The sequence below is a fragment of the Streptomyces blastmyceticus genome, from assembly GCF_039521185.1.
Classification (GTDB): domain Bacteria; phylum Actinomycetota; class Actinomycetes; order Streptomycetales; family Streptomycetaceae; genus Streptomyces; species Streptomyces blastmyceticus.
Map to the genome: position 1 here is coordinate 17909 of NZ_BAAABW010000040.1, position 21177 is coordinate 39085.

Genomic DNA, 21177 nt, shown 5'->3' on the forward strand with positions numbered 1-21177 from the left:
GCAGGTGAGACTGGAATTGGCCGAAAACCAATTATCCTGACTGGATAGCTAGTTGCGGGAGCGTCGTGTTTCGGACTCAGGATGCGCCAATGAACCTCGCCTTCACTGACCAACCTCCGGGCACCCACGGCCGGTTCCGCTCCACCACCGCGCGCGGACGCCACGGCATCTACGACCTGATCGAGGAAGCGTTCACCTCGACGCTCATGCTGCGCCGCAACGGCAGCAACTACGCCCGGACCGACGTCAGTTTCCGGGAGGTCGGCGGGGAAGCCGCCCGCCGCATCGAGCAGGCCGAGGACCCGTCGAACGCCACCGTCTACCACCTCGCCACCCACACCTACCGCCACCACCAGGCCACCATGCGCCTGCGCCAATTCGCCAAGGACACCCCCCGATGAACCCGACCACCAACAAGCAGCTCGTCGACCCCGCCTACTGGGAACAAAAGGCCACCCAGGCCCGCGCCACCGCCGAGGGCCTGGACGTGTTCGCCTCCACCCTCACCTGATCAGTGGCCACGCTGAAAGAGCTCACTGGAGCCCATCCCATTCAAGGAGCAGGGGGGCCGTCAGGGCCAGCCCGGGCGGCGACAGCTATTTCGACTCAGGGCCACACTGCCCCATGGCGGCACGGACAACACCGGTTCGGCTGCCGTCACCCTCTCCTGGGGCGACTACACGATCCTGTTCTGAGCACGGTGTTGGTTCGGTACGACGGGTTGAGCGAAGGCCGGGAGGCTAGGAGGCCACTGCCCTCCCGGCCTCCCGGTTTGCCAAGTGCCAGCCAGCTTTGTCAGTGCCGTGCCCTACCTTGAACGCCGGCGATGAACGTGTGCCAGGCACGACAATGAGGGGGCGGGACAGGAATCCATGCGGAGATGTGCTGTATGCGGTGTGGACATCAGCCACCGGAACGGACTGGCGAAGTACTGTTCGGATGCATGTGCCCAAGAAGCACGCCGACCGACCATGCTCGTCTGCGAGGAGTGCGGCACCCAGTTCGTTCGGCCGAACCGCCCTGGCGCACCTCCCCGTTACTGCTCCGAGGAGCACAGGGCCGCCGCGAGGGTCCATAGGTCCAAGAGTCATCACACGGCACACATGGAGGAGCTGCGCCTCCTTCGGGGCGACAGAAGGTGCGAGATCTGCGGTGCCGACATCAATCACCTCAAGGCCTTCGCAAGGTACTGCGACCAGCAGTGCTGGTACAGGGCCCAGGGTCATGTTCCGCGTCAGCCCGCTATGTCCTATGAGGAGCGGCTACTCAGGCGGCGCGAGAGGCGAGCTGAGTCAAGGCCGGTCTCGATAACCCTCTGGTGCAAGGGCTGCGAGAGCCCCTTCGAATGGCCCGGAGGTAAAGCGGGGCGCAGACCACAGCATTGTCAGCCGTGCCAAGATCTCAGCAAACTAAAGGTGCGCACAGAGCCGCTTGCGTGCAAAGGCTGCGGCCTGACGGTCCCAGCCGAGAGGCGTGCCCTCGCTCTCTACTGCTCGGTTGAGTGCCAGGTCACCATGAACAACCTTGCGCAGGCGGAGCGTCGCAAGGTGCAACGTGTGGAGGCGAAACAAGACCGGCACTGCGAGGTCTGCGGGGAATCGATCGAGGCGCAGGAACACGGTCTCCGCAAGTACTGCGGTTACGGCTGCTGGTACCGCGCCAACTACACACCCAGGCCCAAAGCTCGCTCCTGTGCCTGGTGCGGTGGCACGATGTCCCATCGTCCAGCCATCGCCAAATTCTGCGGGCAGTCCTGCTACTTGAAAATCCAGTACAGGCGCAAGGTGGGAACAGCTCTCCGGTCACGCCCGTGCGCCCACTGTGGCGAGAGCATGCCTCTCAGTACGGCGAACCGCATCTACTGTTCGAGCCGATGCTCCCGGCGCGCCTACTTCGAGGCGAATTCGGAGAAAGTCCGTGCCGCGAAGCGTCGCGGAAACCACCAACGCCGGGCGATGTTGGCCAATGCCAAGCGGTACGGCATAACCAGACGCGATCTCGCCCGACTATGGGACCGGTACGGAGACATGTGCGCCTATTGCGGCGAGAAGTCTCAATCCCTACATCAAGAGCACATCATTCCAATTTCCCGAGGCGGAGATGACAGCATCGGGAACTTGGTGCCAGCGTGCCCCGACTGTAACCTCGCCAAAGGGGACCGGACACTCATGGAGTGGCGGCTTGGGAAGAAATCGCCACGCTACAGAACCGCGCGGCACCGCCAGAACTCCCCGGAGACGGAGCTCGCTGACCGGCCCGCGCGCCCAACAGCTGGCCTGGAAAACACAGACCTCGCTGATTGCTGCGGTGTAGGCGAGTCTGAATCCGCCTAGTGGACAGAACCTCTTTCATTCTGTCTCCGGAGAGTGAAAGAGGTTCACTGACTTAACGAAGCACTACTAACAATTCGTTGGAAGTCCGGTACGTCATCTGCGGGTGCGTCGTGGCTGGTCGCATAGTTCCCCGCGCCCCTTCGGGGCGCTGCCGAACCGCACCGGACTTCGCCCAACCTGCTTAGCCATGATGCCCTTCTCCGGACGGCCAAGTGCCCTCGACAGCATGCTTCAGCCTCTCGATGATGTTCCCTGCCTGGACGTTGAGCCGCTCGGATTCGTTCGCTTCCCATGTCGGGCTCATGCCGGCTGCGGCAGCATGGCTGCGTGCGTCAGCGACCCGCGTCGCCAAGTCCTTCGTGAGACCCTCAATGTCGTTCGGCAGAGAGCGGACGCCCGCCTTCTTCGTGTCGGCAAGTTCGCGGTCGCTGGGCGGCGGCGCCGCACGGAACAGCGGCTGCTGTACGTGTCTGCTCGCCATTGGTGCGGACGCAGGTGGGGTGTATGGGGGCCTGGGCAGACGCACGCCGGCTCCCTTGGGGAAGGCATAGTCGAACCATGCCTGATCGGCGAGCTTGCCAGCGGCGTCGGCAGTTCCGAAGGCGTCGACGCGTCGTGGAGCACGGCCCTCCTCCATCGCCGCGGCCATCTCGCGCAGCAGCCCTACCGCCTGTACCCGCTGGGCGTTCATGACGGCGAGCGCGTCGGTGATACCGCGCCGGGTCCGGACACTGGGCCCGGACTCGTCTTCTGCGCCGCGTTAGTCTGGGCTCCCATGGAGCCTCGGTCAGGGTCGACGAGCTTGAACGCAGCCAGCCACTGTGCCGCCCGGTAGCGGATCAGCTCGGCAAATGCGTCGTCGTCCTTGCTCGCGTCGGCCAGCAATTGCCCAGTGCTCTTGCCGCTGAAGGCTACGCCGGCGCGGGCGATGGCGACCGGGACGGTGCTGTCGTCCACGCGTGGGTTCCACGCCTCCGACCAGCTCACCGAACACGACGTCGGGGGTCTCCTGCGGCCGGGAAGAAGTGGGCGAGCAGCAGTCTGGAGCGCAGATCTCGCTGCTCGCAGATCCCCGCGTCGGGCGGACACTCGTACAACCGCGTGATCGGCAGCTCCCCGGCGAGCACCCGGTACACGGTGGTATCGATGATCCCAGCGGCCCGGTACTTCTCCAGAACACCGCGGCCGACTGCGCGATCCTCGTTGACCGCTGGAAACCCCAACTCCGCGTGGATGTGGTCACGCCGGTTCCCGGCCTGCACCGTCTGGTACAGCAGCTCGGGCTCAGTGCATCCAACAACGAGCCTGGCCTTGACAACGGCGACCTGGAGCGCGAGTCGCGCTGGGTGGTCGTCTGAATCCGCGCGCTCCAGGTCGGCATTACGCTCGGTCGTCCACCGCTGAAGGGAGGCAGTCACGTCCGTTGCCGTGAGCAGCGCCGCCTGGTCGGTCTTCAGGATCTGATGACGGCTCTTGGTCCGGTTGTTGCCCTTGACGGTGGGCCAGGCCCAGAAATCACCTTCAGGGGTGCGGTAGACCTGCGCGACCATGAGGCAGGGTTCCTCCTGCCCGTTCAGCATGAGGTCTTCGGTGAGGTCGTAGCCGCGGCGGCCGTCGCCTTCGGCGAGCAGCGTCGAGGCGCGGCCAATCACCTCGACGACGCGGTCAACGCTCGTCATCGAGACGCTCAGCGAAGCTGTCGGCTTGCCGTCCGGACCGTGCCAGATCTCGATCGGCGGGAGCAGCCACTTGGCGGTGGCCGCGGCTGGGTCGGCCGGGGAGGGCCAGCAGGTGTCGTTGCGCTCGTTGCGCTCCCAGGTGCTGCCGGCGCAGCCGTACAGCCGCACAGACATTGCGAGGGCTGCTTCGCCACCTACGCTCAGCGGTCGTAGCCGGGCGGGGTGGATCCGTTCGCGGCCGTGCTCGGTGATGATCAGGCGGTCGACTGGCTCGGCGGCGTAGGCGAATGCAGCGGCCAGCGCCTCACGGGGGGCATTTATGCCGTCGGTAGCCAGTGCGGCCTCGACCAGGCGGTCGACGGTGTCAGACGTGTGCGGGGCCGGGTGCTCGGATAACGGTTCATTGGTCACGGTATGCGAACGCCTTAGCACGTAGAGCAAAAGTTAGCGAGATGCTAGCGCCTCAACAGAGCCGAGCACGGACTCTTATGTGAAATCGCTGGTCCGCGAGCTCCGGGCGCGCTGCTTGGGGGACCGCTGTGCGGCATTCCGTTACGGCACGCGCGGACGATGCCCACATTGATGCAGACGACGGTGATGAACGACAGCTCGATCCCGTCGCCGTCGGAGACGAGGTCGGCGGTGACCTCGGTGGTGCAGGCGATCCCGTACGGGCGGCTCACTGCCGTGGAGGTGTGAGGCGTAGCGGACGAGCGCGATCCCGCCCACGTTGTTCTCCACGACCGCGAGCGCGCCACCCCGGACTTCCACGACCCGGAACGCGTCTTGCTTCCCGTCCGGCTGTACCACCTCGGCCTCATGCAACAGGAGACGGCCCAGCATGTAGGCGGTGCAGCGGGACAGCTGCTGCCCCCGTGTGTTTGTGGTCCGCCGCCGTGACCCGACGCCCCCTGCCCTGCCTGGTTCGGCCGAGGGGCGCCGGGTGGTCAGGCGTCAGTGCGGGATGCCTTCGATCAGCTCCCGGGCGCCCTGCCGCAGCAGGTCAGCGCAGACGCGGGCGCCCAGCGTGCCCGGGTCGTTCGATGCTTCGCCCCAGTGCTGGGCGTGGACGAACTGGGCACCTTCGCGTGTGAAGACCATGCCCCGCAGTACGAGCTGGCCATCGGGGCCGGTGACGCAGTGCCCGGCGATGGGGCTGTTGCAGTGGCCTCGGAGGCCGTGGAGCATGACGCGTTCTGCGGTCAGCTCCTTCATGGTCTTGGCGTGGTTGAGCTGTTCGAGCAGCCCGGCGACCGGCGCGTCATCCCGGCGGCATTCGATCCCGATGACCCCGGCGCCCACGGCCGGGATCATCTCGTCCACGGAAAGTGCCTGTTCCGCCCGGTGTTCTAACCCGAGGCGGCGCAGGCCGGCCAGGGACAGCACCATGGCGCTCCAGCCCTTCTCGCCCTGGTCGAGCTTGTCCACGCGGTTGCCGACGAGGCCGCGGACGCGCTCCACCTGGAGGTGGGGCCGGTCCCGGAGGATCTGTGCCTTCCTGCGTACGGCGGAGGTGGCGACCGTCGCGCCTGCGGGAAGGTCGTCGAGTGTGCTGTGCTCCGACCCTTCCGGGAAGAGGACGACGTCTTGGACGTCTTCGCGGGGGAGGTAGGCGGCGAAGATCAGGCCCTCGGGGATGGGCTTGTCCCCGGCGACGTCCTTCATGCAGTGCACGGCGATGTCGATGCTGCCGCGCTGGAGCATCTGGTCGATCTCCTTGGTGAACAGGCCCTTGCCGCCGAGCTTGGCGAGGTCGCCCTGCCACAGGTCGGCCTCGGTCGTATGGGTGACGATCTCGGTGCGGGTGTCCGGGGAGTGCTTGTGGATCAGCTCGGCGACCTGTTCGGCCTGGAAGGCCGCCATGGGTGCGGCGCGGGTGCCGATGCGGATCAGTTCAGGGGCGTTCATGCAGGTTGTCCCATCTCGTGGAGGTAGGCGACCGTGCCGTTGTCGGCCGCGTCGACCAGGTGCTGAATGCGTTGCCAGTCCGGGGGCTTCATCAGGGTTTGCCAGTCCGTCAGGGACCGAAGGCCCCAGTCGTCGTGTTCGTCGGAGAGCGTGACGCAGGCGTCCATGTATTCGACTTCGAGCAGTCCGCCGTCGAAGAAGAGCGCCATGCGGTTGCTGGTCCAGCCGTTCGCGGGGAGGGCGAAGTCGAGGCCGATGAACCGCAGGGGGCGGTGCCCGGGGGCGACGCCGGCCTCCTCGCTCAGTTCGCGCAGTGCGGCGCCGACGGGGTACTCGTGGTGGTTGAGGTGGCCGCCGGGGAGCTGCCACGCGCGGGGCCCGGCTCCGGCTTTGTGGAGCATGAGCACGCGCCCGAGGTGATCGCGGATCAGTACGGCGGCCCATGCGGTGACGCGGGGAAGGGATGCCTCGAACGCGGCCCGTGGCCGGTGGTCCAGGTGCTTCGCCATGGCTGCTTCTCCGGTTCTCAAATACCGATAATCAGTCGGAAAACACGCCGACAAATTGTCGGAAAAGGGCACTGGTGAACCGCAGTAGCATGTGCGCCCAACACCCCTCCGAGTAAGCGGAGTTGACGCCATGACCACGGTGATTGTCGGATCACGTGCCAGCCGCCTGGCGCGCGCCCAGGTCAGGGAGTGGCTGGAGCCGATGCGCAAGCGGTACCCGCACGTGACGTTCAAGCAGCGCGTGATCCTCGAAGGCGGCGACGAGGACCGCCAAACGGCTTCGCTCTCCGAGGTCGCGGCGAAGACGGAGAGCGGGAACGCCTTCTCCGGCAAGCAGCAGCGCGCCCTGCTCGCCGGGGACGCCGATGTCGTCGTGCACTCCTTCAAGGACTTGCCCACCGAGCCGACACCGGGCCTCACTGTCCTGCCGGTGCCCGGACCCCGGGAGGACGTGAGGGACGTGCTGTGCGGCCACACCCTCGCCACGCTGCCGCCCGGGGCGCGCGTCGGCACCGGAGCCCAGCGCCGCATTGCCCAGCTCCTCGCCCTGCGCCCCGACGTCGTCACCGTCCCCATCCGGGGCAACGTGCCCCCGCGCCTGGGCAGGCTCAAAGGCCCCGGCGCCGTCGACGCCGTCCTCCTGGCCGCCGCCGGACTCGGCCGGCTCGGCATCGGTTCCGACGTCTCCGAACGCCTCGACGTCGAGACGTTCCCGCCCTCCCCCGGCCAGGGAGCACTCGCGATCCAGGTCCGTACCGACGACGAGCGCGTGCGGGAGCTGCTGGCCGGCATCGGTGACCCGGACGTGGACGCGGCCGTACGCGCGGAACGGTCGATGCTCGAAGCGCTGCACGGCGGGTGCTCGGTACCCGTCGGGGCCCACGCCACCGTGGACGCGGACATGTTGCGCCTGTCCGGCACGGTGACCTCCCTCGACGGAAAGACACAGGTCCGCGCCACCGCCAGCGGCCCCCTCAGCGCCCCGGAAGGGCTCGGTAAGGCGGTGGCTTCGGAGCTGCTGGAACGTGGTGCGGACGGCATCCTGGCCACCATCCGCCCCTCAACCCAGTGAGCGGGCGACGTCGAGCGCCGCGTAGGTGATGATCCGGTCCGCACCGGAGCGCTTGAGCATCGTGAACAGCTCCACCAGCGGATCCACATCCCGCCCGTCGTCCGTCTCGCGCGTCAGGCGCAGGTACTCGCCCGAGACGGAGAACGGCATCAACGGCATCGGACGCTGCGCCTTGATCCGCAGCAGCGTGTCCACGGTGAAGGCCGCGGGCTCCAGCAGCAGCATGTCCGCGCCCTCGTCGAGGAAGCCCACCCCCGCCTGGACGGCGGTGTCGGACTGCCCGGCGGGGATCTGGAACGCCCGCGTCCCAGAGGCCGGAGCGGCGCCCATGGCGGTCCGGTACCCCTCGTACAGCACGGAGTCCAGAATCAGATGCGGCATGATCGCCACGTCCTTGTGGCCGCTGTCGTCCAGCGCGGCCCGCACCGCCGAGGTGGTGCCCGGCATCATCGCGGCCGGCCCCACGATGTCCGCCCCCGCTTCCGCCTGAGCGACGGCCTGGAGGGCCATGGCCTCGGCCGTCGCCGCCATGTCGATCACGCCTGCGACCCCGCCGAGGTAGCACTCCCCGGTGTCCGTGTGGGCACACAGGCACGTCTCCGTCATCACCGCGATCTGCTCGTCCGCCTCCTTCGCGGCACGGATCGCGCGCATCATCAGGCCGTGCGGCGACGCCCCCTGGGAGGCGCGGCTGTCGCGGAGGCGGCTGCCCGCGAAGACCTTCACCGAGCGGATGCCCACGTTGGACAGTTCCTTGACCAGGTGTGGGATCTCGCCGACGGCCACGGTCGGCATGGGCCCGGCCGTGGTGTCGTCGTCCTCCCGGACCAGGAGCACCATCGACAAGTCCGGTGGAGCCAGCAGCGGGCCGTCAAGGAAGCGCTTGACGGCTGGACGGTGCACAGGCATACGAACTCCCTCTGCCGAGTTGGGGCACGTGCGATCAATTGGCCGATGTGGTGTCGGTCATCGAGAGGGTCGGCGCGGACTCGCTGTCATCAAGAAGCGTGTCGCCGTGACCGTTCAGCACGATGCCGGCGGAGACCGCGACGGCGACGGCGAGCAGCGCGATGAACGAGCGCGCCGGGTGCCCGAGGTCGATCTTGTCCGGGCCCTCGGGCCGTGCGTGCCGGGCGGTCACCGCTTCGCCTCCGCGATCCGGTCCGGCGATACGGTCCATTCCAGGCCGCCGCCCACCGGCGCGCACCAGGCCCGCGTGACCATCCGCGACCCGCGAATGCCCTCGACCTGCTCGGGAGCAATGGCCCGAAGGATTCCGGTGCGGCCGGTGGCGGTATCAACGATGAGACGGCCGAGCAGCGGGTGTTCCCGGTGCCCGAGCCCGAGATCCTGCCAGTCGCTCATTTGATGCCCCAGAGCGGGAAGCCTCCCGACGCGGCTTCGTGCAGAACGCGGCGGCGGTGAACCTGTCCGGGGGTACGGCGGGGTACGGCGCCGGTGGCTTCGACGAGGAAGGCGCCCCGGTCGCGGGCCAGAACCATCAGGGCCTCGAACTCGGCAGACCCGTCGGCGACCATGGCTGCCGCGCTGACCACGATGCCGCGAGCCGTCTGGTCGGAGAGCGCTTGGACAGCATGCGCCCAACCGGGCCGGTCCGTGAGCGGAACGGCGGGGGCATCGATCAGTTCGAGGACCGGGAGCCATTCCCGGTCGGTCGCGTGGCGGCGGGCCTGCTCTAAGAGCGAGGCGGCGACCGCGTCAGTGTCGGCCGCCGCGTAGAGAACGACGGGGATGAGGCCGGGGGTGATGGCAGCGCAGTCATTCAGCATGCCGACCACTGTCACGATTCGATCACCGACGGTGAATCCACGGGGCGTAGTAGTGGAGGAACTGCCTCAGCCTCAACTACCACGCTTCGTGGCACCCGGGCGCAGGCCCCGTCTTGGGACTACTACGCGCCATGATGACGCCGGGGGTCAGCGCACGCCGAGCGGCACTCCAGCCGCCCGTGCCAGGTCGCGGACCTTCGTCACGGACACATCGGCGAGCCTGCCCACGATCACGCCAGGAAGAGCCTGGTGACGGACCCAGTTCGGCGCCATCTCGCACACCTGCCCCAGCTCTTCGGCCGCGCGGTCCCACTGCCGTGTCTCGGTCCGGGTCAGGGACACATCCAGCCGGTAGCGGGCATGGGTGGACAGCGGGAGCGCTGAGGCCAGGTTGGCGTGGTTGCCTTCGATCAGGCGCACGGCCCTGGCCACATCCCCCAGGGCGACGTTCACGGACAGCGCCTGGGTGGTGATGTAGACGGGGCCGAAGGGCTGGCCGTGGCCGCCCCGTGCGTGCTCAGCACCGATACGGGCAGCGACCGCATGAGCCTGGGACAGATACTCCTTGGCCGTGTCGGCGTCGGCGCCGCCCCGGGACGCGGCAACGGCAGCGTTCGTCACGAGCTGCCCGTAGACGGAGAGCCTGTCCGGGTCATGATCGGACATGCGGAGTTCGATGCCCTGGGCGGCCTGCGAGGCGATCTGCACGGCCTTGGCCGTGTGGGAGTCGCGCAGGCAGATCCACGCCAGCACCGCCGAGAGGTGAGCGACCCTCAGCTCGTCGCCAACCTGCTGGGCAATCTGGTGCCCCTGGGTGATCGCGGCGTACCCAAGATCGCGGGAACCGAGGACGTTCGCCATCGTGGCCGCCGTCAGGTAGGCGTCCGCCAGCACCCCGGCAGCCTGTTCCCTCTCAGACCCGTCGGCGACGTTGAACAGGCCCCGCGCCTCCAGCAGCAGCGTCGAGAGCAGCGCGCCAAGCTCCACGTACCGACCCGACCAGAACGCCGCGTCCGCTCGCCGGACCGCCGCCTGCATATCGGCCAGCGGCCCCGGCTCAGCGGGGGCGAGTAGCCCGAGGGCGCTGTCGTGGACGGCTGCTGACACGGCCCGCAGCGCGGACCGCTCCTCGACCTCCATCGAGCGGCGCGGTGCCTGCTGCCCCAGGATCACTGACACGTCCACGCCCAGCGCGGCGCTGATCTTCAGCAGCGAGCCGATCTGCACATTGCCGCCCTGCTCGACCTTGCGGATCGTGCCCACGGACAGGCCGGACTTCTCTGCCAAGCCTTCCTGCGTGACCTCCCGGCCGCGAAGGAACTTGATCCGTTCCCCAGTGCTGAAATCCGCCCACTGCGTCATCCGTACAACTCCCGTCTGTGAGTGGCCTCTCACGGGACCGTACCGAGGTGACACGCCGACCGGAAACTCCAACGTCCCATCTGCCTATAGACAGAGGGGGTGTTGACGGGACGTCCAGGGTCCGCGGGAGGCGACCGGGAGCACCTCGCCGGCGCCCATGCTCCCGGTCACGTGAGCGTTCGGGGTCAGGCCGTACAGGCGGCCTCGATGCCCAGCAGCATTTCCAGACGGGCGACTGCGCCGTTTCCGGGCTTGGCGAGGACCGTGGTCATCCCGGCCTCGCGAGCAGGCGGAAGGTTCCGCTCGTGGTCGTCTACGAACACACACTGCTCGCCGGGCAGGGCCATGCGCTCCAGCACAGTGCGGTAGATCGCCGGATCGGGCTTGGCCACCCGCTCCCGTTCGGAGACCACCGTCACGTCGAACAGGTCCCACACGCCGATCGCCGCGTACGGGTCGTAGGGCGCCAGACCGAAGGAGTTCGAGAGCATCGCGACCGCGTACCCGGCCTCGCGCGCCGCACGGGCCAGGGCAATCATGTCAACGGCCGGTTCGACCTTGGCCCAGGCACGGCCCATCAGGTTCTCGTCGTGCTCGACTCCGAGGAGCTGTGCGGTACTCCGGTTCCACTCCTCCTGGCTGATCGCGCCGATCTCAAGGTCGGCGTACAGGCGGCGCCCTTCGGGGTGGTCGTTAAGGGTGTACCTCCACGTCTCCGGTGCGAGACCTTCGCTTTCGCACCATGCGCGGTGAACAGGGAGGACGTCGGTGGTGAGGACCCCGGCGAAGTCGAGGATCAACCCGCGAAACCGGCGCTCGGACCCATTGGCCCTATCGATGACATGCGGCATGCTGACGATGTCCCTTCAGTGAGTGGCCTCACTGGGGACGGTACCCGGGAACAGGAATCCCCGGAGACGCGAGCGGCCCGCCGCCCTTGGCCAACAGCGCTGGCGGGCCGCTTCGTTGAGTACCACGGCCGACTGTTGCGGCGTCTTCGGCTCCGCCCCTGGACCTGGACCACCGTCCCCCTAGCCTTCGCCCAGCTCATCCAGGTCCTCCAGGTCGCCCGGCTCTGGGCCCTTCTGCTCGACCATGACCCCGTCGTACGACAAGGGCCAGCCCTCCCCCTTGACCACCTCGCTCAGCAGCGCCGGAACGATGTCCGAGGTGACCTGCCGCATCGGCTGGCCCGTCACCTCGGCGTAACGGCGCGCCTGTTCGAACCAGCAGCCCAGCGCGGTGACCACCAGCGCACGCAGCCGCGAAACGTCGTCGGAGTACCGGTCCAGCCCGGCGTCCGCCTGTACCAGCGCGAGCTCCGCCACGTCCGTCAGCTCTCCTGCCTCCGCCTCATGCGACCGGTCATAGATCCAGTCCTTGACCTGCTCAATCGCCCACTGCTGCGCTTCAACTAGATCGGGCCGTTCCAGCGCGGCGATCTCGTAGTCCGACAGCCTGTGCATCATGTGGTCCTCCTCGCCGAAGGGTCGGTTGGCGCCGACGGTACGGCCGCCGTCCCCCGGGCGAGAAGGCCGCAAGACTTGACGAGTGGAGCAGTCAAGTTCCACCCGTGCCGTGGTTACCCAGTGCTCGCCGCGACCTTGCCCAGGACCCGGCCGGCCTTCGCTCTGGCCGCTTCCTTCTTCCTGAAGTCCCGTGTTCGAGTGTCCTGTTCGATGTGGCGGGCGCGCGCGTCACCGTCGAGCATGCGTTGCACGGTGGACGGGTGCCACTTGCCGCCCTTCTTGGTGCGGACTCCCTCTTCTGCGAGGGTGTCGCAGATCTCCCGGTACGACAGACCCTCGGCGCGCAGCTCGCGGGCACAGCCCTTGCCCTTGTCCTCGATGTCGTCGTCCACGAGTTCCTTGTTCACGGACTTCTTGCCGTAGCGGGGGGAGCCGTAGGCGTAGCCGCCCTGGGTGGCCTTGTTCTTGCGGCCGTTGCGCAGGCGCTTGTTGATCAGGCCACGTTCGAGCTGGGCGGCGGCGCCCATGACCTGGCAGCCCGGACATCCCCGCGCACCCCTTTCCAGGGCTATTTAAGAGGATTCCCATGCTCGGTAGCACTCGGGAGAGCTGGCCGACGCCCGCCCACGTCGCTGCTTATCTCGGCGGCGATGACATGACCGCCAAGAAGCTGGAGCACCTGCGCCTAACTGGCCAGGGGCCGAATTATCTGCGTCTCACCAACAGCCCACGTGGCCCGGTGCGTTATCGACGCCAGGACCTGGACGCATGGGAGAAATCCCGCTTGGTCGACCCCGCCGCTCAACGGATGGTTCCGCGTCGCGCAAGATCAACGAAGTAATCAGACCTGGATCAGTACCCGACCGGGCTGCTGCACGCGACGACAGTAGGAGATCAAGAACGGAATGGAGGGAAGATCAGCACAGGTCTACGACCTGTGGCACAAGTCTCGTCCGACGCCAGGCGAGAAGACCTGTGAGCACACCAAGAGCGGCCAACGGCTGGTGCCTTCAAGCCTCCACGGCCAGGGAAAGCGCTACCAAGTGCGGTACCGAAATCTCGACGGCGAGCAGAGGAAGGAAAGTTTCGCGACGCGGACCGGCAAGGGCGGCGCGGACGAGCGCCGCCAGGAGGTCGAGGAGCTGCTGCGGCGCCGCGTCTACGTGGACCAGCGGGCCGGCGAGGTCACGCTGGAGACGTGATGGCCGTCGCTGGACGTCGACGCGGGCACCTCCGCTGCGTACGAGCGGTACTTGAGGCTACACATCCTGCCGAGGCTCGGGCGTAAGACGATCGGCCAGATCACGGCCTCGGACGTGAAGCGGCTGCGGTCCGGGCTCGACGGGAGCAGTCAGCTGCCAAACCGTTTTCAGCGCCTCGGCAAGATAACGGCCGGGTGCGGCCACCGAACCAACGAGGCGATCGCCGTGAGCCCGGTGGATATGGATCGGGAACGGCAGGAGCTGATCATTCAGCGTCAGCTCAAGTGGGTTCGGGGGCACGGTTGGTGTTTCGCGCTGCCGAAGGGCCGCAAGATCCGGCGTACTCCGATGTCGGTGGAGAACGAGTTGGACGCGCAGATGCGCGAGCACCCGGCGGTCAAGGTGACCCTGCCGTACTACGACCGCCGCAATAAGCCAGCGGAGCGGTTCCGGCCGATCACGGTCGAGTTGCTCTTCTCCCGCGAGGCCAAGGGGGAGATCAAATTCATCAACCCGAAGCGGTTCAACGAGTGGGAATGGAAGCGCGCCCTGGTGGACGCGGGCGTGATCCCAGCTCCGGCCCGGGAGAAGCGCGGGGAATATCAAGCGGCTCGTGATGACGGCCCGGTCGCCCTGCGGCACTTCTTCGCGACCGCCCAGATCGACGCCGGCGAATCCGTCGTGGACGTCGCCGAGTGGATGGGACACGCGAACCCGTTGGTCACGTTCCGCCGATATGTCCGTGGCCGCGTCGGTGCGGGGGATCGCGGCCGGGCCGCCACGGACATCCTGCTGGCGGGGATCGTCACCGCCGCGAAAGCGGTGTGGAATCGGAAGGCAGTGTGACCTCAATGTGCCCTGTGGAAGCGACTGATCAGCGTCTTCCCGGGTCAGAGGCTACGAATTGGGCCGCAGCGTCCAGACCACGGTCATCTCGCCGGTCACCGCACCGTCCTCGCGGGTGATCGCGACGCGGACGGGGAACTCGGGGCGCTCGCCCGCGTCCAGCTCCGCGACGACCTCGGCCGCCGGGCGGCCCAGTTCGGCGGTGGCGGTGACGGGGCCCTTGGCGAGCTTCTTGTAGCCGATCTCGGCGCGCACGGCCAGGGGCACGGCGCGGGAGAGCTGGTCGCCGAAGGCGGCGAGGACGATGGCGCCGCTCGCGGACTCGGCGAGGGTGAACATCGCGCCGGCGTGCGGGCCTCCGACGTGGTTGTGGTAGTCGGGCTGGTCGGGCAGGCGGACGACGGCACGCTGTGCGGTGGTCTCCTCGAAGACGAGGTTGAGCGTACGGGCCATGGGCACCGTGGCCACGAGCATGTCGCCGATCGAGGGCTGGGTCTCAGACATACCGCAGAAGTTACCAGTCAGTAGCAATGGCGGGAAGGGGCTCCCGTCACCCGGGTCGCCGGCTCCCTCTATGGTTATCCGCCATGTGGCCAGGACAGCAGCCGCCCGGGGGCGAGCAGAACCCGCAGGACCAGAATCCGTACCAGCAGCCGGGGTACCAACAGCAGCCCAACCCGTACCAGCAGCCGGGGTACGCACAGCCCGGCCCTCCGCAGCCGAACCCGTACCAGCAGCCCGCCCCGGCGGGCCCGCCCATGGGAGCGCCCGCGCAGCCCGCGCCGCAGTGGACCGGACCGGCCGGTCCCGGCGGCCCGCAGCCGCCGAAGGACAGGAGTAAGCGCACCACGATCATCGCGATCACCGCCGCGGTGGCCGTGGTCGCCGCCGCCGTGATCACGGGTGTCGTCGTGATGAAGGGCGACGACAAGAAGACCGTGGCCAAGACGGACCCCACGTCGGCCCCGTCCCTCGCGCCGTCCTCGCCGGCCCCCTCCTCCGGCGGCACGGACGCGCCCGTGGACAACCCGCGCGGCGGTGGCGACGACGTCAAGCCGGTCATCGACGGCTGGAAGGTGGTCGTCAGCAGCAAGCGGCACATCGCCTACGACGTCCCCGCGGAGTGGTCGGTCGACAGCCCCGGCATGTCCGTCGGCTTCTCGGACGACAAGGGCAAGCCCCTGATCACCATGAGCTCCCCCGCCTACTACAAGCAGGGGGTGTGCGGGAAGAACTCCCAGTCGGCCGCGGTCGGCACCAAGGGCGCGCAGGGCGCGAAGAGCGAGGAGAGCGCCGCCAAGATCGAGGCCGAGAACTGGCTGATCGCGGGCTACGACCAGAAGCAGACCGGCAAGCTCGACAGCACCGACGCCAAGCCCTTCAAGAGCGACCACGGCCTCACCGGCTACGCGTCCTCCGCCACCGTGACCGGGGTGACCAAGACCGACAAGTGCTCGTCCGACGGCAAGTCCTTCACCGTCACCTACAAGGACACCAACGGCGACCTGGCGACGTGGGTGCTCTACGCGGACAAGGGCGTCGACGGCGAGCTGCCGGACGACACCGTCAAGAAGATCATGACCTCGCTGCGCCCGCTCAAGAGCTCCTGAACACGCCGCCCCACCGGGGCGCTCAGCCCACGCTGAACGCCCCGCCCGGCGGCTCCGGCGAGCCCACGGCCTCCGCGTCCGACACCACGGCCGCGCCCGCCGCGAACCGCGCCAGCGCCTCCCCGTGCTCCACGCGCGCCGGGAAGGCGTCGGCGGCGGTACGGCGGGCGAGTGCGCTCACCGGCAGTTCGGTGTGCGAGGCGACGAGCACGGCGTTGCCGAAGCGCCGCCCCCGCAGCACCGAGGGTTCGACGATCAGGCACAGGTGCGCGAAGACCTCCTGGAAGGTCGCCACCTGGGACCGGAGGAAGGTGAAGGGGGCACCGTCGGCGAGATTGGCGGCGTAGCGGCCGTCGCGGCGCAGCACCCGGGCGGCCGAGCGCGCGAACTCCACCGAGGTGAGGTGGGCCGGCACCCGGGAGCCGCCGAAGACATCGGCGATGATCACGTCCGCGGAGGCGTCGGGCGCGGCCTCCAGTTCCGTACGGGCGTCGGCGGCCCGTACGTCGATGCCGGAGCCCTCGCGCAGCGGGAGGTGCTCGGCGACCAGGGCGAGGAGGCCGCGGTCGGCCTCGGCGACCCGCTGCCGGGAGCCGGGGCGGGTGGCCGCGACATAGCGGGGCAGGGTGAGTGCCCCGCCGCCGAGGTGCAGCACGTCCAGGGCCCGGTTGGGTTCCGCGGCGGCGTCCAGGACGTGGGCGATGCGCTGGGTGTACTCGAATTCGAGGTGGGTCGGGTCGTCCAGGTCCACGTACGACTGGGGTGAGCCGTCCACGGTGAGCAGCCAGGCTCGGCGGCGGTCGACGTCGGGCAGCAGTTTGGCGGTGCCGCAGTCGACGTCCTGGGTCACGGGTATGGGTTCGTCCACTCCCCCATTGTGAGGTGCCGGGACCCGGCCTACAGGACCCGGCCCACGCCGACCGTGCGGCCGGATTCGCGGAGGACGACGGGAAGGCCCGGTTCGAGCGGGGCGGCCCGGTCCAGGGTGAGCGTGAGGGTGAGCTGACGGCCGGGCAGGGCGCGGCCGTGCGGTCCGAGGTCGACCGTGCCGGGGACGTCGGCCGTACGGAAGTGGAGCTGCACCCGGCGGCCGCTGGTCAGCGGCCGGGGGCGGCCGTCCGGCGGTGGCAGCAGCCGCACACGGACGGGGACGCGCCGGCGGGGCAGGACGCTGCCGGGTGCGGCGACGACATCGCCGCGGTGCACCTCGTGGCGCTCCACCCCGTGCAGGAGCAGCGCGACGCTGTCGCCGGCCCGCGCGGCCGCCATGGGTTCCCCGAAGGTCTCCAGGCCGGTGACGCGGGCGGTGCGGGGGCGCGGCGGGCGGCCGACGACGTCGACGGTCGCGCCGGGGCGGACGGTGCCGCGCTCGATCGCCCCGGCGACGGCCGTACCCCGCCCGGCGAGGGTGAACACCCGCTCCACGGGCAGCAGGAGAGGCCCGCCCGTGCGGCGCACCGGCGTGGGCAGATAGGTGTCGACGGCGTCGAGCAGCGCCTCGATCGTCCCCGTCCAGCGGGGATCGCCGTCCAGGGCGCGCAGCGCGGAGACGCGGACGATGGGCGTCCGGGGGCCGTCGTAGCCGTGCGCGGTGAGGAGCGCGCGGACGTCGAGTTCGACGAGTTCGGTGATCTCCGGACCGCCGGCGTCCGCCTTGGCGAGGGCGACGACCAGGTGCCGCACGCCGCACTGGCGGGCGAGCAGGAGGTGCTCGGCGGTCTGCGGTCCGATGCCGTCGAGCGCGGAGACGACGAGGATCGCCCCGTCGAGCCCGGCGGCCGCGGCGATCATGTGCTTGACGCGGTCGGCGCGGCCGGGCAGGTCCGCGTGGGCGTAGTGGCGGGTGCCGGTCTCGTAGGCGACGTGGGTGACGTGCGGTGCGCCGCTGCGGTGGTGCGCGGGGCCGGCGCCGAGCAGCTGGGTGATGGCGGTGGTGAGCGTGGTCTTCCCATGGCCGGTGTGTCCGATGGTCGCGATGTTCAGGTGCGGCTTGGTGCGCACGTACGCCTGCTTGGGCATGGTTCCTTTCCCCGGGTGCTGTGGTGCGGTGCCTTCGCGCGGACCCCGGGGGCCGGGCCGACCCTCCCCTTCGGGGTCCGCGGAGCGATCCGGGGAGAGTCAGCGTCGCCTGAGGTCGTGGCCGAGTGGGTCCGCGGCCCGGCGGAGATCGGCGGCAGCCTCCGGCGCGCCCGCGGCGGCGGGCGTCGGCAGGGGGTGGGCATACCGGCACACGCTGTCGATGCTCGCGCACGGGGTGCGGAGCGTCGAATGGTTTTCCCTTGTACGGGTGTTGGCGCTTGCGATATCGCTCCGGTCCGGTGTCCGGCGGGCGAACGGGCGACGACCGAATGTGCGCGTTCTGCACCGTCCCACGGTGATCACAGCGGCTTTACCCACGGGTCGGTTACGCTCCAGCGATGCTCGAATCCGCCCCGCCCTCCCCCGGCCCCGCAGGGCGCCGCGCCCGCGCGCTGCTGTCCCCGTGGTTCCGCCTGGGGCTGCTCGTCGCGCTGCTCGCCGGTGCCGCGGCGGCCGTGCTGGCGTTCCGGCCGGAGCGTCTTCTCGCCGACGGCTGGCCGCCGCACACGTCCGGCGGTGCGGCCGTGGTGCTGTTCGCGGGTGCGTACGGGCTGTGCACGGCGGCGTTCGTGCCGCGCCCGATCCTCAACCTCGCGGCGGGCGCGCTCTTCGGCGGCCCGGTCGGGACGGCGGCCGCCGTGGTGGGCACGGTGCTGGGCTCGGGCCTCTCCTTCGGTCTCGGCCGGCTGCTGGGGCAGGACGCGCTGCGGCCGCTGCTGCGCGGCCGGTGGCTGACGGCGGCGGACCGGCAGCTGAGCCGGCACGGCTTCCGGTCGATGATGGCGATCCGCCTGTTTCCCGGGGTGCCCTTCGCGGCCGCGAACTACTGCGCCGCGGTCTCCCGGATGGGCTGGGCGCCGTTCCTGCTGGCGACCGGGCTCGGCAGCCTGCCGAACACGGCCGCGTACGTCGTCGCCGGCAGCCACGCGTCCTCGCCGACGTCACCGGCGTTCCTCGGCGCGACGGCGTTCATCGCGGTCACCGGGCTCGCGGCGGTGGTCGTGGCGTGGCGCAGGAAGGGGCGGGCGCTGAGCGCCTCCCGCACCTAGCCCGGCCACGGGCCGCGCACGCCCGTCAGCTCGCGTCGATCTTCACGTTGCCGGAGCCGGTGCGGACCGACAGGGAGCGGAATTCCTTGCGGCAGGGGCTCGGGCGGTGCGCGGACGGAGGAACACAACGGGCGTTCACCGCCCGGGAATGCTCTCCTGGACACGCCCGCACATCAGGCGCACCCGCGAGGAGCAGACCCGTGATCCCCACCGACGACCTGTCCGATCCTGCCGTACGGGCCCTGGTGAACGCCATCAACGCCAATGACGTCGCGGCGTTCCGGGCCGCGCTGTCCCCCGGGGCCACGATGTCCGACGACGGTTCGGACCGGGATCTCACCCAGTGGGCCGACAAGGAGATCTTCTCCTCGCACGGGCACATGGACATCGAGTCCGAGGAGGACGACGGGCGCTCGCTCATCGCCCGCTACAGCAACGACACCTGGGGCGCGATGCGCACGCGGTGGCATTTCACCGTCGACGGCGGCGGCAAGGTCAGCCGCTTCGAGACCGGGCAGGCGTGACGCACCTTCAGGCCCGGGGCACGGGGATGTCACGCGCCGCGCGGACGACGGGCGTCCTGGTCGCGGCGGGCGCGCTGGCCGCCCTCACCGCCTGCGGGGGCGGCGGTGGCAAGGCCGCCGGGCACACGGTGTCGCCGTCGGCCGCCTCGCCGTCGGCGGAGGGCTCCCGCGTGGTGGCGTTCGAGGACACGTACGCGTACGAGGATGGGCTCAAGGTCAAGGTGACCCGGCCGACGGCGTTCAAGCCGAGCGTCACCTCGCTCGGCCACAGGCCGGAGAACTCTCCCGTCGCGTTCATGGTGACGCTGACGAACGACACCAAGCAGACGTTCGAGGTGGCAGGGGTGCTGATCCGTCTGAAGGCCGGGGAGAAGGGCGACCCGGCCGAGCAGATCTTCGACACCGCACGTGGCGTGGGCAACCCCTTGACGGGCTCCCTGCCGCCCGGGAAGTCCGACACGGCCACCTTCGCCTTCGACGTGCCGGCCGCGGACACCGGCAGTCTGGACGTCGAGGTGCGCCCGGACTTCGGCGTGAAGTACAACAGCGTCCACTGGACCGGCTCGGCCCACTGAGCCACCGGCCCCCGTCCACCCGCCCGGCACGCTCCTGCGAAAGTGGGACGATGACGAGCACTGACGACGGCGCGGTGATCCTGCGCCGGGACGGCCGGGCGGGCCGCATCACCCTCAACCGCCCCCGGGCCATCAACGCCCTCACCCATGACATGGTGCGCCGCGTCGACGCGGCGCTCACCGCCTGGGAGCACGACGACGCGGTGACCACCGTGGTGATCGACGGTGCCGGTGAGCGCGGGCTGTGCGCGGGCGGGGACATCCGGCTGATCCACGACGACGCCCGGGCCGGCGGCGGGGCTACGGCGACCAGGGCGTTCTGGCGGGACGAGTACCTGCTCAACGCCCGTATCCCCACCTACCCCAAGCCGTATGTGGCCCTCATGGACGGCCTGGTGATGGGCGGCGGGGTCGGCGTCTCGGCGCACGGCAGCCTGCGGATCGTCACCGAGCGGTCGGCGATCGCCATGCCGGAGACCGGCATCGGCTTCGCCCCCGACGTCGGCGGCACGTATCTCCTCTCCCGGGCGCCCGGCGAGCTGGGCACGCACCTCGCCCTCACCACCGCGCGGCTCGACGCGGGCGACGCCGTACGCGCGGGTTTCGCCGACCACTTCGTACCGCGTGCGCGGCTGGCGTCCTTCGCCGCGGCCCTGGCCGACACGGACCCGGCCGACGCGGTACGCGCCCACTCGGAGCCCGCCCCGGCCGGCCCGCTCGCCGCGCACCAGGAGTGGATCGACCGCTGCTACGCGGCCGACTCCGTCGAGGAGATCCTCGCCCGGCTGACGGAGTCCGGCATCCCGGAGGCGAAGGAGGCGGCCGAGGCGATGTCGACGAAGTCACCCACGGCACTGAAGGTGACCCTGGCCGCGCTGCGGCGGGCCCGCCGGCTGTCGTCGCTGGCGGAGGTGCTCGATCAGGAGTACCGGGTGTCGTGTGCGTCGCTGTCCGACGCGGATCTGGTGGAGGGGATCAGGGCACAGGTGGTGGACAAAGACCGCCGTCCGCGGTGGTCGCCTGCGACACTTCAGGAAGTGACGGAGGCACACGTTGCCCGCCACTTCGCTCCGCTGGGCGCGCGCGAACTGGGCCTGGCCTAGGTGGTTTTTCCCCAGCCCCGCCCCTTCCCGAAACCGGGGAGACCCCGGACCCCCTGAAGCGGCTGCG

26 protein-coding genes are annotated in these 21177 nt (G+C 69.5%); 10 read left to right on the forward strand and 16 right to left on the reverse strand.

Features of this window, described 5'->3' with window-relative positions:
- Positions 1 to 89 precede the first annotated feature (89 nt).
- Together ABD269_RS33430 and ABD269_RS35480 are read left to right on the forward strand one after the other, a co-directional pair.
- Positions 90 to 401, forward strand: a complete 312-nt coding sequence (locus ABD269_RS33430; protein WP_344124115.1) for a hypothetical protein — start codon at positions 90 to 92, stop codon at positions 399 to 401.
- 1626 nt (positions 402 to 2027) lie between these two features.
- Positions 2028 to 2333 (forward strand): HNH endonuclease, encoded by a 306-nt coding sequence (locus tag ABD269_RS35480; protein ID WP_425573037.1) that lies wholly within the window; start codon positions 2028 to 2030, stop codon positions 2331 to 2333.
- A 181-nt stretch (positions 2334 to 2514) separates the two neighbouring features.
- On the opposite strand, the gene ABD269_RS33435 is transcribed toward ABD269_RS35480, so the two are convergent.
- The 5 genes from ABD269_RS33435 to ABD269_RS33455 all read right to left on the reverse strand — a co-directional run bounded on the left by ABD269_RS33435 (position 2515) and on the right by ABD269_RS33455 (position 6429).
- Positions 2515 to 3024, reverse strand: coding sequence for a hypothetical protein (locus tag ABD269_RS33435; protein WP_344124117.1), 510 nt, complete (start codon positions 3022 to 3024; stop codon positions 2515 to 2517).
- Entirely contained in the window at positions 3021 to 3290 is a 270-nt protein-coding gene (locus ABD269_RS33440) for a hypothetical protein (protein ID WP_344124119.1), read from the reverse strand. The genes ABD269_RS33435 and ABD269_RS33440 overlap by 4 nt, the downstream gene beginning before the upstream one ends.
- Before the next feature lie 26 nt (positions 3291 to 3316).
- A complete protein-coding gene (locus ABD269_RS33445) occupies positions 3317 to 4423 on the reverse strand; it encodes a hypothetical protein (RefSeq protein WP_344124121.1) in 1107 nt (368 codons plus the stop codon).
- Positions 4424 to 4966: 543 nt separating this feature from the next.
- On the reverse strand, positions 4967 to 5920 hold the full coding sequence (hemC, locus tag ABD269_RS33450; RefSeq protein WP_344124123.1) for a hydroxymethylbilane synthase: 954 nt from the start codon (positions 5918 to 5920) through the stop codon (positions 4967 to 4969).
- Positions 5917 to 6429, reverse strand: a complete 513-nt coding sequence (locus tag ABD269_RS33455; RefSeq protein ID WP_344124125.1) for an NUDIX hydrolase — start codon at positions 6427 to 6429, stop codon at positions 5917 to 5919. The genes hemC (ABD269_RS33450) and ABD269_RS33455 overlap by 4 nt, the downstream gene beginning before the upstream one ends.
- A 130-nt stretch (positions 6430 to 6559) precedes the next feature.
- Between ABD269_RS33455 and hemC (ABD269_RS33460) the strand changes: the two genes are divergently transcribed.
- Positions 6560 to 7501, forward strand: coding sequence for a hydroxymethylbilane synthase (gene hemC / locus ABD269_RS33460; RefSeq protein ID WP_344124127.1), 942 nt, complete (start codon positions 6560 to 6562; stop codon positions 7499 to 7501).
- On the opposite strand, the gene ABD269_RS33465 is transcribed toward hemC (ABD269_RS33460), so the two are convergent.
- The 8 genes from ABD269_RS33465 to ABD269_RS33500 all read right to left on the reverse strand — a co-directional run bounded on the left by ABD269_RS33465 (position 7490) and on the right by ABD269_RS33500 (position 12649).
- The gene (locus tag ABD269_RS33465) at positions 7490 to 8410 is read right to left on the reverse strand and encodes a hypothetical protein (RefSeq protein ID WP_344124129.1); all 921 of its coding nucleotides are present in this window, start codon (positions 8408 to 8410) and stop codon (positions 7490 to 7492) included. The genes hemC (ABD269_RS33460) and ABD269_RS33465 overlap by 12 nt on opposite strands.
- 34 nt (positions 8411 to 8444) lie before the next feature.
- Positions 8445 to 8642: a hypothetical protein gene (locus tag ABD269_RS33470; RefSeq protein WP_344124131.1), complete on the reverse strand. Its 198-nt coding sequence runs from the start codon at positions 8640 to 8642 to the stop codon at positions 8445 to 8447.
- Positions 8639 to 8866: a hypothetical protein gene (locus tag ABD269_RS33475; RefSeq protein WP_344124133.1), complete on the reverse strand. Its 228-nt coding sequence runs from the start codon at positions 8864 to 8866 to the stop codon at positions 8639 to 8641. The genes ABD269_RS33470 and ABD269_RS33475 overlap by 4 nt, the downstream gene beginning before the upstream one ends.
- On the reverse strand, positions 8863 to 9291 hold the full coding sequence (locus tag ABD269_RS33480) for a hypothetical protein (RefSeq protein WP_344124135.1): 429 nt from the start codon (positions 9289 to 9291) through the stop codon (positions 8863 to 8865). Before ABD269_RS33480 ends, ABD269_RS33475 begins: the two co-directional genes overlap by 4 nt.
- 147 nt (positions 9292 to 9438) lie before the next feature.
- The gene (locus ABD269_RS33485) at positions 9439 to 10653 is read right to left on the reverse strand and encodes a helix-turn-helix domain-containing protein (protein WP_344124137.1); all 1215 of its coding nucleotides are present in this window, start codon (positions 10651 to 10653) and stop codon (positions 9439 to 9441) included.
- 185 nt (positions 10654 to 10838) lie between these two features.
- Positions 10839 to 11504, reverse strand: a complete 666-nt coding sequence (locus ABD269_RS33490; protein WP_344124139.1) for an HAD family hydrolase — start codon at positions 11502 to 11504, stop codon at positions 10839 to 10841.
- A 180-nt stretch (positions 11505 to 11684) separates the two neighbouring features.
- Positions 11685 to 12122: a hypothetical protein gene (locus tag ABD269_RS33495; RefSeq protein ID WP_344124141.1), complete on the reverse strand. Its 438-nt coding sequence runs from the start codon at positions 12120 to 12122 to the stop codon at positions 11685 to 11687.
- 113 nt (positions 12123 to 12235) lie between these two features.
- Entirely contained in the window at positions 12236 to 12649 is a 414-nt protein-coding gene (locus ABD269_RS33500) for a recombinase family protein (protein WP_344124143.1), read from the reverse strand.
- 378 nt (positions 12650 to 13027) lie between these two features.
- Between ABD269_RS33500 and ABD269_RS33505 the strand changes: the two genes are divergently transcribed.
- Positions 13028 to 13324, forward strand: coding sequence for a hypothetical protein (locus ABD269_RS33505; protein ID WP_344124145.1), 297 nt, complete (start codon positions 13028 to 13030; stop codon positions 13322 to 13324).
- 9 nt (positions 13325 to 13333) lie between these two features.
- Complete coding sequence (locus tag ABD269_RS33510) at positions 13334 to 14170, forward strand: tyrosine-type recombinase/integrase (protein WP_344124162.1); 837 nt, start codon at positions 13334 to 13336, stop codon at positions 14168 to 14170.
- 51 nt (positions 14171 to 14221) lie between these two features.
- Here the strand turns inward: ABD269_RS33510 and ABD269_RS33515 are convergent, their stop codons facing one another.
- Positions 14222 to 14674, reverse strand: coding sequence for a DUF4442 domain-containing protein (locus tag ABD269_RS33515; protein WP_116210506.1), 453 nt, complete (start codon positions 14672 to 14674; stop codon positions 14222 to 14224).
- Between the two features lie 83 nt (positions 14675 to 14757).
- Here ABD269_RS33515 and ABD269_RS33520 point away from each other — a divergent pair, with 83 nt between their 5' ends.
- Positions 14758 to 15780, forward strand: a complete 1023-nt coding sequence (locus ABD269_RS33520; RefSeq protein ID WP_344124148.1) for a DUF8017 domain-containing protein — start codon at positions 14758 to 14760, stop codon at positions 15778 to 15780.
- Positions 15781 to 15802: 22 nt separating this feature from the next.
- Here the strand turns inward: ABD269_RS33520 and ABD269_RS33525 are convergent, their stop codons facing one another.
- On the reverse strand, positions 15803 to 16648 hold the full coding sequence (locus ABD269_RS33525; RefSeq protein ID WP_344124150.1) for a spermidine synthase: 846 nt from the start codon (positions 16646 to 16648) through the stop codon (positions 15803 to 15805).
- Between the two features lie 29 nt (positions 16649 to 16677).
- Positions 16678 to 17799, reverse strand: a complete 1122-nt coding sequence (locus tag ABD269_RS33530) for a GTP-binding protein (RefSeq protein ID WP_344124152.1) — start codon at positions 17797 to 17799, stop codon at positions 16678 to 16680.
- A 398-nt stretch (positions 17800 to 18197) separates the two neighbouring features.
- Between ABD269_RS33530 and ABD269_RS33535 the strand changes: the two genes are divergently transcribed.
- From ABD269_RS33535 to ABD269_RS33550, 4 genes are all read left to right on the forward strand, one after another.
- The gene (locus tag ABD269_RS33535) at positions 18198 to 18908 is read left to right on the forward strand and encodes a TVP38/TMEM64 family protein (RefSeq protein ID WP_344124154.1); all 711 of its coding nucleotides are present in this window, start codon (positions 18198 to 18200) and stop codon (positions 18906 to 18908) included.
- 200 nt (positions 18909 to 19108) lie between these two features.
- A complete protein-coding gene (locus ABD269_RS33540) occupies positions 19109 to 19432 on the forward strand; it encodes a nuclear transport factor 2 family protein (RefSeq protein WP_344124156.1) in 324 nt (107 codons plus the stop codon).
- Positions 19429 to 20007, forward strand: coding sequence for a hypothetical protein (locus tag ABD269_RS33545; protein ID WP_344124158.1), 579 nt, complete (start codon positions 19429 to 19431; stop codon positions 20005 to 20007). The genes ABD269_RS33540 and ABD269_RS33545 overlap by 4 nt, the downstream gene beginning before the upstream one ends.
- 50 nt (positions 20008 to 20057) lie before the next feature.
- Positions 20058 to 21110 carry an enoyl-CoA hydratase/isomerase family protein gene (locus ABD269_RS33550; protein WP_344124160.1) on the forward strand — a complete coding sequence of 351 codons (1053 nt, stop codon included), beginning with the start codon at positions 20058 to 20060 and terminating at the stop codon, positions 21108 to 21110.
- The last annotated feature ends 67 nt before the right edge of the window (positions 21111 to 21177 follow it).

What these genes read in the sequence shown, in the direction of transcription:
- hemC (WP_344124127.1), top strand. Translation starts at nt 6,560, where the DNA reads ATGACCACGGTGATTGTCGGATCACGTGCCAGCCGCCTGGCGCGCGCC.
- ABD269_RS33495 (WP_344124141.1), bottom strand. Translation starts at nt 12,122, where the DNA reads ATGATGCACAGGCTGTCGGACTACGAGATCGCCGCGCTGGAACGGCCC.
- ABD269_RS33490 (WP_344124139.1), bottom strand. Translation starts at nt 11,504, where the DNA reads ATGCCGCATGTCATCGATAGGGCCAATGGGTCCGAGCGCCGGTTTCGC.
- hemC (WP_344124123.1), bottom strand. Translation starts at nt 5,920, where the DNA reads ATGAACGCCCCTGAACTGATCCGCATCGGCACCCGCGCCGCACCCATG.
- ABD269_RS33455 (WP_344124125.1), bottom strand. Translation starts at nt 6,429, where the DNA reads ATGGCGAAGCACCTGGACCACCGGCCACGGGCCGCGTTCGAGGCATCC.
- ABD269_RS33515 (WP_116210506.1), bottom strand. Translation starts at nt 14,674, where the DNA reads ATGTCTGAGACCCAGCCCTCGATCGGCGACATGCTCGTGGCCACGGTG.
- ABD269_RS33435 (WP_344124117.1), bottom strand. Translation starts at nt 3,024, where the DNA reads ATGAACGCCCAGCGGGTACAGGCGGTAGGGCTGCTGCGCGAGATGGCC.
- ABD269_RS33550 (WP_344124160.1), top strand. Translation starts at nt 20,058, where the DNA reads ATGACGAGCACTGACGACGGCGCGGTGATCCTGCGCCGGGACGGCCGG.
- ABD269_RS33500 (WP_344124143.1), bottom strand. Translation starts at nt 12,649, where the DNA reads ATGGGCGCCGCCGCCCAGCTCGAACGTGGCCTGATCAACAAGCGCCTG.
- ABD269_RS33505 (WP_344124145.1), top strand. Translation starts at nt 13,028, where the DNA reads ATGGAGGGAAGATCAGCACAGGTCTACGACCTGTGGCACAAGTCTCGT.
- ABD269_RS33480 (WP_344124135.1), bottom strand. Translation starts at nt 9,291, where the DNA reads ATGCTGAATGACTGCGCTGCCATCACCCCCGGCCTCATCCCCGTCGTT.
- ABD269_RS33530 (WP_344124152.1), bottom strand. Translation starts at nt 17,799, where the DNA reads ATGCCCAAGCAGGCGTACGTGCGCACCAAGCCGCACCTGAACATCGCG.
- ABD269_RS33465 (WP_344124129.1), bottom strand. Translation starts at nt 8,410, where the DNA reads ATGCCTGTGCACCGTCCAGCCGTCAAGCGCTTCCTTGACGGCCCGCTG.
- ABD269_RS35480 (WP_425573037.1), top strand. Translation starts at nt 2,028, where the DNA reads ATGTGCGCCTATTGCGGCGAGAAGTCTCAATCCCTACATCAAGAGCAC.
- ABD269_RS33485 (WP_344124137.1), bottom strand. Translation starts at nt 10,653, where the DNA reads ATGACGCAGTGGGCGGATTTCAGCACTGGGGAACGGATCAAGTTCCTT.
- ABD269_RS33535 (WP_344124154.1), top strand. Translation starts at nt 18,198, where the DNA reads ATGCTCGAATCCGCCCCGCCCTCCCCCGGCCCCGCAGGGCGCCGCGCC.
- ABD269_RS33430 (WP_344124115.1), top strand. Translation starts at nt 90, where the DNA reads ATGAACCTCGCCTTCACTGACCAACCTCCGGGCACCCACGGCCGGTTC.
- ABD269_RS33520 (WP_344124148.1), top strand. Translation starts at nt 14,758, where the DNA reads ATGTGGCCAGGACAGCAGCCGCCCGGGGGCGAGCAGAACCCGCAGGAC.
- ABD269_RS33475 (WP_344124133.1), bottom strand. Translation starts at nt 8,866, where the DNA reads ATGAGCGACTGGCAGGATCTCGGGCTCGGGCACCGGGAACACCCGCTG.